The organism is Enterobacter sp. MGH 4 (assembly GCF_000534735.1).
GTDB classification, from domain to species: domain Bacteria; phylum Pseudomonadota; class Gammaproteobacteria; order Enterobacterales; family Enterobacteriaceae; genus Enterobacter; species Enterobacter intestinihominis.
The window spans coordinates 178554-191830 of the sequence record NZ_KI973294.1 but is presented as its reverse complement, the minus strand read 5'-3'; the positions used below and the strand labels follow the sequence as shown (position 1 = coordinate 191830).

The window sequence follows — 13277 nt, the reverse complement described above, 5'->3', positions numbered from 1 at the left end:
AACGAAATTATCCATGTTTCAGATTAAGCGCTAATGATAGTGCATTCTGACAGAGTGAATCATGGGGGAAGATCACATCAGGTTGTAATTCATGCAGCAAAATGCCGTTGATCGCCTGGATTTTCACCGGGCGGGCAAAGACGGTCATGCCGCGCATGATGAGGGAATCGCAGACCTTATTGTTTTCATCCAGCGCAACAGCGACGACAACCCGCGGTTTAAAGCGTCCACCGGAACGCCCGACGCCCACACGGCCTTTCTGGCACAGGGCGTCAAAGGCGCGGTTAAACTGATGGATTTGCCAGCCGCCAAACGCCATCTGGCAGATCCAGGCGAGGGCGGCGAAGGTGATTAATGCGGTTACCATATCGGCTCCTTAATTGCCGGGTGGCGGCTGCGCCTTACCCGGCCTACGGGGGTTGTAGCCCCGGTAAGCGCAGTGCCACCGGGGATTAAACTCAGAACATCACCTGCCCACCGGTGACGTTAATCGACTGCCCGGTGCAGTACGAGGCTTTCGGGCTGGCGTAAAACAGCAGCATGTTCAGCACGTCCTGATAATCACACCCGCGCTTGAGCGGCACTTTGTCGATGTAGTACTGCTCCACTTCTTCAGCTTTGATGCCGAGCTTGGAGGCGTACTGCGGCAGCAGGGACTGGAACATCGGCGATTTCAACAGGTTACCCAGCATCAGCGAGTGAACGGTGATGCCGTATTCGGCCAGATCCAGCGCCAGAGACTGCGTCAGCCCCACGCCGCCAAACTTCGCCGCGCTGTAGCCGGAGTTGTGCTTGCTGCCCACTTTCCCTGATTTCGAGTTGATCTGAATGATGCGCCCCTGAATACCATCGCGGATCATCAGCCGGGAAAACTCACGGGCGCAGAGGAAATAGCCCACCAGATTCACCTGCAACGAGCGGTCAAAATCCCCCAGTTCGAAATCGCTGATAAAGGCCGCTTTCGCGATCCCCGCGCTGTAGACCAGCAGGTCGATACGCCCAAATATCTCGTCCACGCCGCGGGCCAGCGCCATCACGCTCTGCTCGCTGGTGGCGTCGGCACCAAATCCGTACGCCATCCCTTCGCCAAACTCGGTGTTGATGGCGTCCGCCACACGGGCGGCTTTTTCACTCTGAATGTCCACTACCGCTACGTGGTAACCCTCTGCGGCAAGCCCACGGCAGAGGAACTCGCCTAAGGTTTGTCCCCCACCAATGACAACGGCAACCTGACTCATGTGTTTCTCCTTAATTACGCAACAAATTTTAACGTACAGCCTGGTGTGACAGCCTGCGGAACCGGCCCCTCAACGTGAACCGTGCCGGGATACTCCGCCTGCGGCTGCCCGTCAAAACGCAGGGTGATGTGCCCCAGCTCGCGCAGGTTTTGTTCAGCGACGTCGCCGACGGCGGTCACGGCATAGCGCGCCTCGCCCAGCTCAAGCTGGCTCCCGGCCTTCAGCTCGCCGTTTAGCTCGCCGTGGCAGTGGATAAAGCAAAACTCTTCGATATCCGCAGGCGCCCCTTCGCGGAAGGTGATCAGCATCTGGTCGCTCAGCGCATCGGCTGCGCTCTGGCCGATGCGGGTAATGGTGGTCTGGTAAATCACGGTCATGGCAGGAACCTCTTATTGATAAATAAAGCCGGAGACAAACCAGGCAATCAGCACCGTGGGCGCGCCCGTCAGGAAGCGGCTCACCAGCACGGAGGGGACGCCCACGCGCACGGTGTCCTGACGTGCTTCCGCCAGCGACAGCCCGACGGGGATGAAGTCGCACGCCGCCTGAGCGTTAATGGCGAAAAGGGCTGGCAGAGCGAGGTGCGGGGGAATGTTGCCCAGACCAATCTGTACGCCAATCAGCACGCCGATGACCTGGGCAATCACCGCGCCCGGGCCGAGAAACGGCGACAGCAGCGGGAAGGAGCAGATCAGCGCCAGCGTCACCAGGCCGAGCGGGTGGCTGGCGAGCGGGGCGAGGCCGTGGGCAATCCAGTCGCCGAGGCCGGAGGCCATGATGATACCGATCAGCGCCGAGACGAACGCCATAAACGGCAGAATGGTTTTCAGCACCGTGTCGATGGTGTCGCGCCCGGACTGGAACAGCACCGCCACGGCGGACCCCATCCCCATCCCGACCTTCGCCAGCAGGCCATCGCTCTGCTCGGTGATTTTTTTGCTGGTGTCGTACTCGCGCGGGGCCGCTTTTTGCGGCGCGGATGTGCCATTCACCAGCGTGATGTTGTCCTCCTTCACCCCAGAGACATAAATATCCTCAAGGATGTACTGCGCCAGCGGGCCGGATTTCCCGGTGGAGTGAATATTTACCGTCGGAATGCGGCGCTTCGGATAGATGCCGCAGCGCAGCGTGCCGCCGCAGTCGATCACCGCCACGCCGATTTCCGCTTCCGGCGGTTCGCCTTCCTTGAAGCCGTCGACCGCTTCCCAGCCCGTCAGCTCGTGCAGCCTGTCGACGATCGCCGGGCGCGTGCCCGCGGTGATGTACACAATCTTTTTGCCTTCGGTGGCGTCGAACTCCAGCGGGCCGCCCCAGCCGCCCGTGCCTTTCTCAATGCGGATCCGGTTCATGCTGTAGCTCCTGAAAGATGGACTTTCTGTTCAAGCTGGATGCCCATTTTTTTCTCAAAAATGGCGGTGGTGAGATCCGTCACCCAGCCGCGGAAGAAGTTGGTGACCAGACCGACCAGCAGGTAGCTCACCGCCAGCGGGCCGAGCGGCAGGCCAAGCGTGGTAAGGCCGCTGGCGATCCCGAGATAAACGAACAGCTCGCCGGGGTTGATGTGCGGGAACAGGCCGTTCATGGAATGGCAACTGTAGGAGGCGGCGGCGTAATAGCTCGGCTTGTACTTCTCTGGCATAAAGCGGCCGAGGCTTAAGGTCATCGGGTTGCAGAACACAAAGGTGCCGATGAAGGGCAGGATCAGGTAGCGGGACAGCGGGTTTCCGGCGCAGCGCTGGGCGAAGCGTTCAATACGCTGCTGGCCGATAAAGTTAATCAGCGCGTTCATGATTACCAGCAGGCTGATCAGCAGGGGCAGGATCCCGGTCACCATGCCGGTGAATACCTCGCCGCCTTTCTGAAAAAGCCCGATGAACCACTCGGCGCCGTGGGTGATGGTTTCTATCATTCTTCTCTCCTGTAGGGCGTTTGTTTTTGTCTGTTCGGGGCTAATAATAATCAAATTGAAAGCTTTTAAAGTGTTAATTAGATCTCACAATGAAAGAAAAATGGATTAATATGAAAGATAATTGGTGGGGCGAATGATTTTCGATGGAAAAAAGCGCGGATTTGCGTTGGGGAGGTGTGTACCGCTTCCTTGAGGTGTTGCGGATGCTTTACCATACTGGGTTCTTACCGAACTCGTTAAATGGATGCCACATGTTCAAGCGTCGTTATGCAGCGCTGTTACCTGCGCTTATTCTCCTGTCCGCCTGTAGTAGCAAACCCAGGACTGAAGCTGTTCAACAAACGGCGGGCGCGCCTTCCGGCGGGTTTCTGCTTGAGCCGCAGCACAATATGATGCAGATGGGCGGCGACTTCGCGAATAACCCTGCGGCCGAACAGTTCATCGATAAAATGGTGAGCAAGCACGGTTTTGATCGCCAGCAGCTGCATGCCATTTTGTCTCAGGCGAAGCGTCTGGACTACGTGCTGCGCCTGATGGACAGGCAGGCGCCGACGGCCCAGGTGCCGACCGGGCCAAACGGGGCGTGGCTGCGCTATCGCAAACAGTTTATTACCCCGGACAACGTGCAAAATGGCGTGGTGTTCTGGAATCAGTATGAAGACGCCCTGAACCGCGCGTGGCAGGTCTATGGCGTGCCGCCGGAGATCATCGTCGGTATTATTGGGGTCGAGACTCGCTGGGGACGCATTATGGGTAAAACCCGCATCCTCGATGCGCTGGCGACGCTCTCCTTCAACTACCCGCGCCGCGCCGAGTATTTCTCCTCTGAACTGGAAACCTTCCTGCTGATGGCGCGAGACGAACAGGACGATCCGTTAGATCTGAAAGGGTCGTTCGCCGGTGCGATGGGCTACGGCCAGTTTATGCCGTCCTCCTATAAGCAGTACGCGGTAGATTTTAACGGGGATGGTCACATCAACCTGTGGGATCCCGAAGACGCCATTGGCAGCGTGGCCAACTACTTCAAAGCGCACGGCTGGACGCCGGGCGGCCAGGTGGCGGTGCAGGCAAACGGCGAGGCGTTTGGTCTGGAAAACGGATTTAAAACCAAATACAGCGTGGCGCAGCTGGCAGCGGCAGGCTTAACGCCGTCGCAGCCGCTGGGCAATGTTGACCAGGTGAGCCTGCTGCGCCTGGATGTCGGAACCGGTTATCAGTACTGGTTCGGACTGCCGAACTTCTACACCATTACCCGCTACAACCACAGCACGCACTATGCGATGGCGGTGTGGCAACTGGGGCTGGCGGTGTCTCAGGCGCGTGTGCCGGCAGCGTCACCGTTTAGCCAGTAAGTTACCCCGACGGGTAGGCCGGGTAAGGCAACGCCGCCACCCGGCATGGCTGCCCGCACGGTGCGGCCTGATGCCCTCACCCTGACCCTCTCCCACGGGAGAGGGAAGTTTGCAGAAACATTTCGCCACATTCCCATTTCACTCCCGCCGTTTACATCTTAATCGTCTTTCATTATTGTTATGTTATAACATAATTTTGAATTGAGATGTCCATGTCCCTGTTTTCTCTCTCATCCCCGGTTCGGCTGCTGCTGGCGCTGGTGCTCATTCTGTTTCTCGGCCTGGCCGTGCGCTGGGCGGTGGCGTTGCCATGATCGTGATGAACGACCTGGTAGCGGGTTACGATCGCCAGCCCGTTACGCGCGCACTGTCCGGCGTGATTGAACGCGGGAGCATGACCGCCATCGTCGGGGCCAACGGCTGCGGCAAATCCACGCTGCTGAAAACGCTCGCTGGCTTTCTTCCGCCCGTCAGCGGTACGTTTCGCTGGCAGGGGAGACGTCCGGTGGTGGGCTGGCTGGCGCAGCGTCACGCGCTGGAGGCGCAATTTCCTCTGACCGTGCAGGACGTGGTGAGCATGGGCTGCTGGCCAGAAATCTCGCTATTTGCCAGTTTTCGTCGGGATGCCCGCATGCGCATTGCCGGCGCGCTTGAGCGCGTGGGGCTGGCGTCCATGGCGTTATCCACCATCGATGAACTCTCCGGCGGGCAATTCCAGCGCATGCTGTTTGCCCGCGTTTTAGTGCAGCAGGCACCGCTGGTGATGCTGGACGAACCCTTTACCGGCGTCGATGAAGCGACCTGCAACGTGCTGATGGATCTGATGCTGGAGATGTATATGCAGGGGCAGACTCTGCTGGCGGTACTGCATGACAGCGAGCGCGTAGCACGTCACTTCCCGCAGACGTTACGTCTGGACGCTGATAGTCCCCAATGGAAAACCGAGCGGGTGAGGGTGGCATGATCTGGCATACATTCTTCCAGCCGTTTATTGAGTACGGCTTTATGCGCCGTGCACTGGTGGTTTGCCTGGCGCTCTCCGTCAGCACCACGGCGCTGGGGGTATTCCTTCAGCTGCGTCGGATGAGCCTGATGGGGGACGCCCTTTCTCATGCCATTTTGCCGGGTGTCGCGGTGGGCTATCTGCTCAGCGGAATGTCGCTGCTGGCAATGACTGTCGGCGGGTTTATTGCCGGGATCGCCGTTGCGCTGGTGGCCGGGCTGGTCAGCCGCCGCACGCCCCTTAAAGAGGATGCCAGCTTCGCGGGGTTTTACCTGGGTTCCCTGGCGCTGGGCGTCACGCTGGTGTCGCTGCGCGGTTCAAATGTCGATCTGCTTCATCTTCTGTTTGGCTCCATTCTCGCCGTGGATAGCGCGTCAGCCCTGTTCGTGACGGGCGTTTGCATGTTCACGCTCCTCACGCTGGCGATGTTTTATCGTGGGCTGGTCAGCGAAGCGTTCGATACCGCGTGGTTGCAGGTGAACGCGCGCTGGCTGCCCGGGATGTTACACGGTCTGTTTCTGGCGCTGCTGGTGCTCAACCTGGTGGCCGGTTTTCAGGTGCTCGGCACGTTGATGGCCGTCGGGCTGATGATGTTGCCCGCCGTGGCGGCACGCTGCTGGGTGCGCACCCTGCCAGGGTTACTTCTGATGGCGGGTATCAGCGGTATTTTTTGCGCGTGGCTGGGCTTAAGCCTTTCCTGGGCAGTGAGTCTGCCCGCCGGGCCCTCCATTGTGCTGACCGCCAGCGCATTGTTCTTTATTTCCGTTTTATTTGGCACGCGCAGCAGGCTGGCGGATAGCCTGCGGGCGCTTTTTTAACGCAAGGGGAAACGATGAAACGTACAGGGTTAGCCGTGGCGCTCGCGCTCGGCATGATGACGCACGGCGTAATGGCGAAAACGCTTAATGTGGTGACCAGCTTTTCCATCCTGGGAGACATCACGCAGCAGGTTGGCGGCGATCGTGTGAAGGTGACGACGCTGGTGGGGCCGGACGGTGATCCCCATACTTTCGAACCCTCGCCCAAAGACAGCGCGGCGCTGAGTAAAGCCGACGTGGTGGTAGTCAATGGGCTGGGGCTGGAAGGCTGGCTCGATCGTCTGGTGAAAGCCTCCGGATTCAAAGGCCAACTGGTGGTTGCTTCGGACGGCGTGAAAACGCACACGCTGGAAGAGGACGGTAAAACAGTGACCGTTCCGCACGCGTGGAACAGCGCGGCGAACGGCGCGCTGTATGCGCAAAATATTCTCTCTGGGCTGGTGAAGGCCGATCCTGAAGATACGGCGGCGCTTGAAGCTACCGGTAAACCCTATATTGCGCAGCTCTCTCAGCTGGACGGTTGGGCTAAAAAGCGTTTCAGCGACATCCCACAGGCGAAGCGCAAAGTGCTGACCAGCCACGACGCCTTCGGCTATTTCAGCCGCGCCTACGGCGTGACGTTTATGGCGCCGCAGGGGCTGTCGTCTGAGAGTGAAGCCAGCGCGGCGCAGGTAGCGGAGATCATCAATCAGATTAAAGCTGACGGCGTGAAAACCTGGTTTATGGAAAACCAGCTTGATCCGCGCCTGGTGAAGCAGATTGCGACCGCCACGGGCGCCCAGCCGGGCGGTGAACTTTACCCGGAAGCGCTGTCCGCGAAGGGCGGCGTGGCGGACACCTACGTCAAGGCGTTTCGCCACAATGTAGACACCCTCGCTAACAGCATGAAATAAGCGTCTCTCTGGCCGATGCGCCCGCATCGGCTTTTTTCTGAAGCCCCCTCGTAAAACCCGACGCGCATCCCCATATTTGATGAGAAAGTGCTATCTTGTGCTGCATGTTTTTCTAAGGCCTGGAGCGAGAATGACTGACCATGAATTGATGCAGCTAAGCGAAGTGGTGGGGCTGGCGCTGAAACAGCGCGGCGCGACTCTCACGACCGCAGAATCCTGCACCGGCGGCTGGGTGGCGAAAGCAATTACCGATATTGCTGGCAGTTCCGCCTGGTTTGAACGCGGTTTTGTGACCTACAGTAACGAGGCTAAAGCGCAGATGATTGGCGTGCGTGAAGCCACGCTTGAGCAGCATGGCGCGGTCAGCGAGCCGGTGGTGATCGAAATGGCGATTGGCGCGCTGAAAGAGGCGCGCGCAGATTACGCTATCTCCATCAGCGGTATCGCGGGGCCGGACGGCGGCAGCGACGTGAAGCCTGTCGGCACCGTCTGGTTTGGCTTTGCCACCTCAAAAGGTGAAGGGATCACCCGCCGGGAATGCTTCAGCGGCGATCGCGAAAGCGTGCGTCGTCAGGCAACGGAATACGCGTTAAAAACGCTCTGGCAACAATTTCTACAAAATACTTGATACTGTATGACTATACAGTATAATTGCCTCAACAGAACAGAAGTCCATGGTGAAGCGCAGTTGCTTCTCCCGGCATGACAGGAGTAATAATGGCTATCGACGAAAACAAACAGAAAGCGTTGGCGGCAGCACTGGGCCAGATCGAAAAGCAATTCGGTAAAGGCTCCATCATGCGCCTGGGTGAAGACCGTTCCATGGATGTGGAAACTATCTCCACTGGTTCGCTTTCTCTTGATATCGCACTGGGCGCTGGCGGTTTGCCGATGGGCCGTATCGTAGAAATCTACGGTCCGGAATCCTCGGGTAAAACCACCCTGACGTTGCAGGTTGTTGCGGCGGCACAGCGCGAAGGTAAAACCTGTGCGTTTATCGATGCCGAGCACGCGCTGGACCCGGTCTATGCCCGTAAACTGGGCGTTGATATCGACAACCTGCTGTGCTCACAGCCGGACACCGGCGAGCAGGCCCTGGAAATTTGTGACGCGCTGGCGCGCTCAGGTGCGGTTGACGTGATCATCGTCGACTCCGTTGCGGCGCTGACGCCAAAAGCGGAAATTGAAGGTGAAATCGGTGACTCTCACATGGGCCTCGCGGCACGTATGATGAGCCAGGCGATGCGTAAGCTGGCGGGTAACCTGAAGCAGTCCAATACGCTGCTGATCTTTATCAACCAGATCCGTATGAAAATTGGTGTAATGTTCGGTAACCCGGAAACCACCACCGGCGGTAACGCTCTGAAATTCTACGCTTCTGTCCGTCTGGATATCCGCCGTATCGGCGCGGTGAAAGAGGGGGATAACGTCGTCGGTAGCGAAACCCGCGTGAAGGTTGTGAAGAACAAAATCGCAGCACCGTTCAAACAGGCTGAATTCCAGATCCTCTACGGCGAAGGTATCAACTTCCTCGGCGAGCTGGTTGACCTTGGCGTGAAAGAGAAGCTGATTGAAAAAGCGGGCGCATGGTACAGCTACAACGGTGACAAGATTGGTCAGGGTAAAGCGAATGCTATCTCCTGGCTGAAAGAGAACCCGGCGGCGGCGAAAGAGATTGAGAAGAAGGTGCGTGAACTCCTGCTGAGCAACCAGGACTCTAAACCTGATTTCGTGGTCGACGGCGCGGATGCTGAAGAAACCAACGAAGATTTTTAATCCTCTCGGATAAAAATGAAGGGCTGCTGATGCGGCCCTTTTTGCATTTCTGAATCGACAGGTTTTTTATGAGTGAACCGACATCACGCCGACCAGCCTACTCACGCTTGCTGGATCGGGCCGTGCGTATTCTTGCCGTGCGTGACCATAGCGAACAGGAGCTGCGGCGGAAACTGTCAGCGCCCGTCATGAGCAAAAACGGTCCGGAAGACATTGATGCCACCGCGGAAGATTATGACCGCGTGGTTGCCTGGTGCTACGAGCATCACTATCTGGATGACGGCCGTTTTGCCGCTCGCTTTCTTGCCAGCCGTGGTCGTAAAGGCTATGGGCCAGCGCGTATCCGCCAGGAGCTGAACCAGAAAGGTGTAGCCCGTGAATCGATTGAAAAAGCCATGCGCGAAAGTGAAATCGACTGGTGCGAACTGGCGCGTGAGCAGGCGGTACGAAAGTACGGTGAGCCGCTGCCGCGTGAATTTTCAGAAAAAGTTAAAATCCAGCGCTTTTTGCTCTACCGCGGCTTCCTGATGGAAGATATTCAGGATATCTGGCGTAATTTTACCGATTGAACGCATGCGGGATTTTACTTCCCACTAAAGAAAACTTATCTTATTCCCACTTTTTCCAGTAGCTGGTCCGTCCAACTGTTTACAGATACAGATCTGCTGCGACATTTCGTTAGCTTGATTTCAGGATAATTATGAGCAAGAGCACCGCTGAGATCCGTCAGGCGTTTCTCGATTTTTTCCATAGTAAGGGACACCAGGTTGTTGCCAGCAGCTCCCTGGTACCGAACAATGACCCGACTCTGCTGTTTACCAACGCCGGGATGAACCAGTTCAAGGATGTGTTCCTTGGTCTCGACAAGCGTAATTATTCCCGCGCCACAACCTCACAGCGTTGCGTGCGTGCGGGCGGTAAACACAACGATCTGGAAAACGTCGGTTACACCGCGCGCCACCACACTTTCTTCGAAATGCTGGGTAACTTCAGCTTCGGCGACTACTTCAAACACGACGCCATTCAATATGCGTGGGAACTGCTGACCGGTGAAAACTGGTTTAATCTGCCGAAAGAGCGTCTGTGGGTGACCGTGTATGAGACCGATGACGAAGCGTTCGACATCTGGGAAAAAGAAGTGGGTATCCCTCGCGAACGTATCATCCGTATCGGTGACAACAAAGGCGCGCCTTACGCGTCTGATAACTTCTGGCAGATGGGTGACACTGGCCCTTGCGGTCCGTGCACCGAGATCTTCTACGATCATGGTGACCACATCTGGGGCGGCCCTCCGGGAAGCGCGGAAGAAGATGGCGATCGCTACATTGAGATCTGGAACATCGTCTTCATGCAGTTCAACCGTCAGGCCGACGGCACCATGGAGCCGCTGCCAAAACCGTCCGTAGATACCGGTATGGGTCTTGAGCGTATCGCGGCCGTTCTGCAACACGTTAACTCCAACTATGAGATTGACCTGTTCAGCACCCTGATCAAAGCCGTTGCCGAAGTGACGGGCGCAACCGATCTGAACAACAAATCACTGCGCGTTATCGCAGACCATATTCGTTCTTGTGCGTTCCTGATTGCTGACGGCGTTATCCCGTCGAATGAAAACCGTGGCTATGTGCTGCGTCGTATCATTCGTCGTGCGATCCGTCATGGCAACATGCTGGGCGCGAAGGACACCTTCTTCTATAAACTCGTTGGGCCACTGATTGGCGTGATGGGCTCTGCCGGTGACGAGCTGAAACGCCAGCAGGCGCAGGTTGAACAGGTTCTGAAAACCGAAGAAGAGCAGTTTGCCCGTACGCTGGAGCGCGGACTGGCGCTGCTGGACGACGAGCTGGCGAAACTCAAGGGCGACACGCTGGATGGCGAAACCGCTTTCCGCCTGTACGACACCTACGGCTTCCCGGTTGACCTGACGGCGGACGTTTGCCGCGAGCGCAACATCAAAGTTGACGAAGCAGGCTTTGAGGCCGCAATGGAAGAGCAGCGTCGTCGTGCGCGTGAATCCAGCGGTTTTGGCGCGGACTACAACGCGATGATTCGCGTTGATAGCGCGTCTGAATTTAAAGGCTACGAAGAGCTGGCTCTGACCAGCAACGTGACCGCGCTGTTTGTTGACGGTAAAGCCGTAGACAGCATTAGCGCAGGTCAGGACGCGGTTGTTATCCTGGATAAAACACCGTTCTATGCGGAATCCGGCGGCCAGGTTGGCGATAAAGGCGAACTGAAAGGCAATGGCTTCAGCTTCAGCGTAAGCGATACCCAGAAATACGGTCAGGCAATTGGTCACCAGGGCAAACTGGTTTCCGGTTCTCTGAAAGTGGGCGAGGGCGTTCAGGCCAACGTTGACGAAGCTCGCCGCGCGCGCATTCGTCTGAACCACTCGGCAACCCACCTGATGCACGCAGCCCTGCGCGAAGTGCTGGGTACGCACGTTGCACAGAAAGGTTCTCTGGTTAACGACAAAGTGCTGCGTTTCGACTTCTCGCATTTTGAAGCGATGAAGCCGTCTGAAATTCGTGCGGTGGAAGATCTGGTGAATGCCCAGATCCGCCGTAACCTGCCAATCGAAACCCACATCATGGATCTTGAGGCAGCGAAGAAGAAAGGTGCGATGGCGCTGTTTGGCGAGAAATATGACGACCGCGTTCGCGTGCTGAGCATGGGCGACTTCTCTACCGAACTGTGTGGCGGTACTCACGCATCCCGCACCGGTGACATCGGCTTGTTCCGCATCGTTTCCGAGTCGGGTACGGCGGCAGGCGTGCGTCGTATTGAGGCGGTGACCGGGGAAGGTGCAATTGCCAGCCTGCATGCGCAGAGCGACCAGCTGCACGAGATCGCGCAGCTGCTGAAAGGCGATAGCCAGAACCTGGGCGAGAAAGTGCGTGTCGCGCTGGATCGTACCCGTCAGCTGGAAAAAGAACTCCAGCAGCTGAAAGAACAGGCTGCGGCGCAGGAGAGCGCAAACCTCTCCAGCAAAGCGGTAGACATTAAGGGCGTCAAACTGCTGGTCAGCGACCTGGCGGGCGTTGAGCCTAAGATGCTGCGTACCATGGTCGACGATCTGAAGAACCAGCTTGGTTCGACGATTATCGTGCTGGCAACGGTCGCAGAGGGTAAGGTTTCTCTGATTGCGGGCGTCTCTAAGGATGTGACGGATCGTGTCAAAGCAGGGGAACTGATTGGCATGGTCGCCCAGCAGGTGGGTGGCAAAGGTGGCGGTCGTCCGGACATGGCGCAAGCCGGTGGTACGGATGCGGCGGCACTTCCCGCGGCATTAGCCAGCGTTGAAAGCTGGGTAAGCGCGAAACTGTAATAACTACAAAGCACAAGCAGACGCCATAGCGGTAACGTTATGGCGTCTTGCTCACTGCGCTATCGATAACGATAAAGTCAGGTTGAGTTTGTGTATATCGGCTAAACTTACGTTTAACAGAATGTGATGCCGTGACTGCTTACACTTTATGTGTTTGTCATCGCTTACTTTTTGGCGTTATATGATGGATAATGCCGGGATACAAGAGACCCGACTCTTTTAATCTTTCAAGGAGCAAAGAATGCTGATTCTGACTCGTCGAGTTGGTGAGACCCTCATGATTGGGGATGAGGTCACCGTGACAGTTTTAGGGGTAAAGGGTAACCAGGTACGTATTGGTGTTAACGCTCCTAAAGAAGTATCTGTCCACCGTGAAGAGATCTACCAGCGTATCCAGGCTGAAAAATCCCAGCAGTCCAGTTACTGATATTGTCGCGTCTCGCTGTCGGGCGAGACGCAACCCTCCCGCTATTTTTCCTGCATAAAGTTACCGTTCTATTTCAAACGCTTCGTTTTTGACCACTCTCATAATCTTATCTCATCCAAATGACGCGCTTCTCTCAACACAATTCTGTGAAGATGCCTGCAAAATCCGCTTATAAAACACTCTCTTTGCGGCTTTTACATGCGAATTGCGTGCGAATTGTGCAAACGAAAAAAGCATGTGGAAAATTGTTTGACTTATAAGTCCCAGAAAGTAATATATGCGCCACGCAGCGACGAGAAGCTCTTAACGAGTTGCTCGAAGCACTCGAAAGAGGCGTTGTGTGGTGAGGTGGCCGAGAGGCTGAAGGCGCTCCCCTGCTAAGGGAGTATGCGGTCAAAAGCTGCATCCGGGGTTCGAATCCCCGCCTCACCGCCATTTTGCATCCGTAGCTCAGCTGGATAGAGTACTCGGCTACGAACCGAGCGGTCGGAGGTTCGAATCCTCCCGGATGCACCATCTATTACTTCATATTG

At 56.8% G+C, this 13277-nt stretch carries 14 protein-coding genes and 2 tRNA genes; 11 read left to right on the top strand and 5 right to left on the bottom strand.

Features of this window, described 5'->3' with window-relative positions; genetic code table 11:
- Window positions 1-7: 7 nt before the first annotated feature.
- The 5 genes from gutM to srlA form a co-directional block, all read right to left on the bottom strand.
- On the bottom strand, window positions 8-367 hold the full coding sequence (gutM, locus tag L350_RS07345; RefSeq protein WP_023298457.1) for a transcriptional regulator GutM: 360 nt from the start codon (window positions 365-367) through the stop codon (window positions 8-10).
- 91 nt (window positions 368-458) lie between these two features.
- Window positions 459-1238 carry a sorbitol-6-phosphate dehydrogenase gene (gene srlD / locus L350_RS07350; protein WP_032625941.1) on the bottom strand — a complete coding sequence of 260 codons (780 nt, stop codon included), beginning with the start codon at window positions 1236-1238 and terminating at the stop codon, window positions 459-461.
- A 14-nt stretch (window positions 1239-1252) separates the two neighbouring features.
- Window positions 1253-1615 carry a PTS glucitol/sorbitol transporter subunit IIA gene (gene srlB / locus L350_RS07355; protein WP_022649147.1) on the bottom strand — a complete coding sequence of 121 codons (363 nt, stop codon included), beginning with the start codon at window positions 1613-1615 and terminating at the stop codon, window positions 1253-1255.
- Window positions 1616-1627: 12 nt separating this feature from the next.
- Complete coding sequence (locus L350_RS07360; RefSeq protein ID WP_022649146.1) at window positions 1628-2587, bottom strand: PTS glucitol/sorbitol transporter subunit IIB; 960 nt, start codon at window positions 2585-2587, stop codon at window positions 1628-1630.
- Entirely contained in the window at window positions 2584-3147 is a 564-nt protein-coding gene (srlA, locus tag L350_RS07365) for a PTS glucitol/sorbitol transporter subunit IIC (protein ID WP_003862164.1), read from the bottom strand. Before srlA ends, L350_RS07360 begins: the two co-directional genes overlap by 4 nt.
- 251 nt (window positions 3148-3398) lie before the next feature.
- On the opposite strand from srlA, the gene mltB reads away from it, so the two are divergent.
- The 11 genes from mltB (at window position 3399) to L350_RS07420 (ending at window position 13260) form a co-directional block, all read left to right on the top strand.
- Window positions 3399-4499 carry a lytic murein transglycosylase B gene (gene mltB / locus L350_RS07370; protein ID WP_022649145.1) on the top strand — a complete coding sequence of 367 codons (1101 nt, stop codon included), beginning with the start codon at window positions 3399-3401 and terminating at the stop codon, window positions 4497-4499.
- Window positions 4500-4809: 310 nt separating this feature from the next.
- Window positions 4810-5463: a metal ABC transporter ATP-binding protein gene (locus L350_RS07375; protein ID WP_032625935.1), complete on the top strand. Its 654-nt coding sequence runs from the start codon at window positions 4810-4812 to the stop codon at window positions 5461-5463.
- On the top strand, window positions 5460-6320 hold the full coding sequence (locus L350_RS07380; protein WP_022649142.1) for a metal ABC transporter permease: 861 nt from the start codon (window positions 5460-5462) through the stop codon (window positions 6318-6320). Before L350_RS07375 ends, L350_RS07380 begins: the two co-directional genes overlap by 4 nt.
- A gap of 14 nt (window positions 6321-6334) precedes the next feature.
- Window positions 6335-7213 (top strand): metal ABC transporter substrate-binding protein, encoded by an 879-nt coding sequence (locus L350_RS07385; RefSeq protein ID WP_032625933.1) that lies wholly within the window; start codon window positions 6335-6337, stop codon window positions 7211-7213.
- Window positions 7214-7343: 130 nt separating this feature from the next.
- The gene (gene pncC, locus L350_RS07390; protein ID WP_003862172.1) at window positions 7344-7841 is read left to right on the top strand and encodes a nicotinamide-nucleotide amidase; all 498 of its coding nucleotides are present in this window, start codon (window positions 7344-7346) and stop codon (window positions 7839-7841) included.
- 89 nt (window positions 7842-7930) lie between these two features.
- Window positions 7931-8989 (top strand): recombinase RecA, encoded by a 1059-nt coding sequence (gene recA / locus L350_RS07395; protein ID WP_022649140.1) that lies wholly within the window; start codon window positions 7931-7933, stop codon window positions 8987-8989.
- Between the two features lie 68 nt (window positions 8990-9057).
- A complete protein-coding gene (recX, locus tag L350_RS07400; protein WP_017382782.1) occupies window positions 9058-9558 on the top strand; it encodes a recombination regulator RecX in 501 nt (166 codons plus the stop codon).
- Window positions 9559-9689: 131 nt separating this feature from the next.
- The gene (gene alaS / locus L350_RS07405) at window positions 9690-12317 is read left to right on the top strand and encodes an alanine--tRNA ligase (protein ID WP_023298452.1); all 2628 of its coding nucleotides are present in this window, start codon (window positions 9690-9692) and stop codon (window positions 12315-12317) included.
- Window positions 12318-12558: 241 nt separating this feature from the next.
- Window positions 12559-12744 (top strand): carbon storage regulator CsrA, encoded by a 186-nt coding sequence (gene csrA, locus L350_RS07410; RefSeq protein ID WP_000906486.1) that lies wholly within the window; start codon window positions 12559-12561, stop codon window positions 12742-12744.
- Between the two features lie 342 nt (window positions 12745-13086).
- Window positions 13087-13179, top strand: a tRNA-Ser gene (locus L350_RS07415).
- Between the two features lie 4 nt (window positions 13180-13183).
- Window positions 13184-13260, top strand: a tRNA-Arg gene (locus tag L350_RS07420).
- The last annotated feature ends 17 nt before the right edge of the window (window positions 13261-13277 follow it).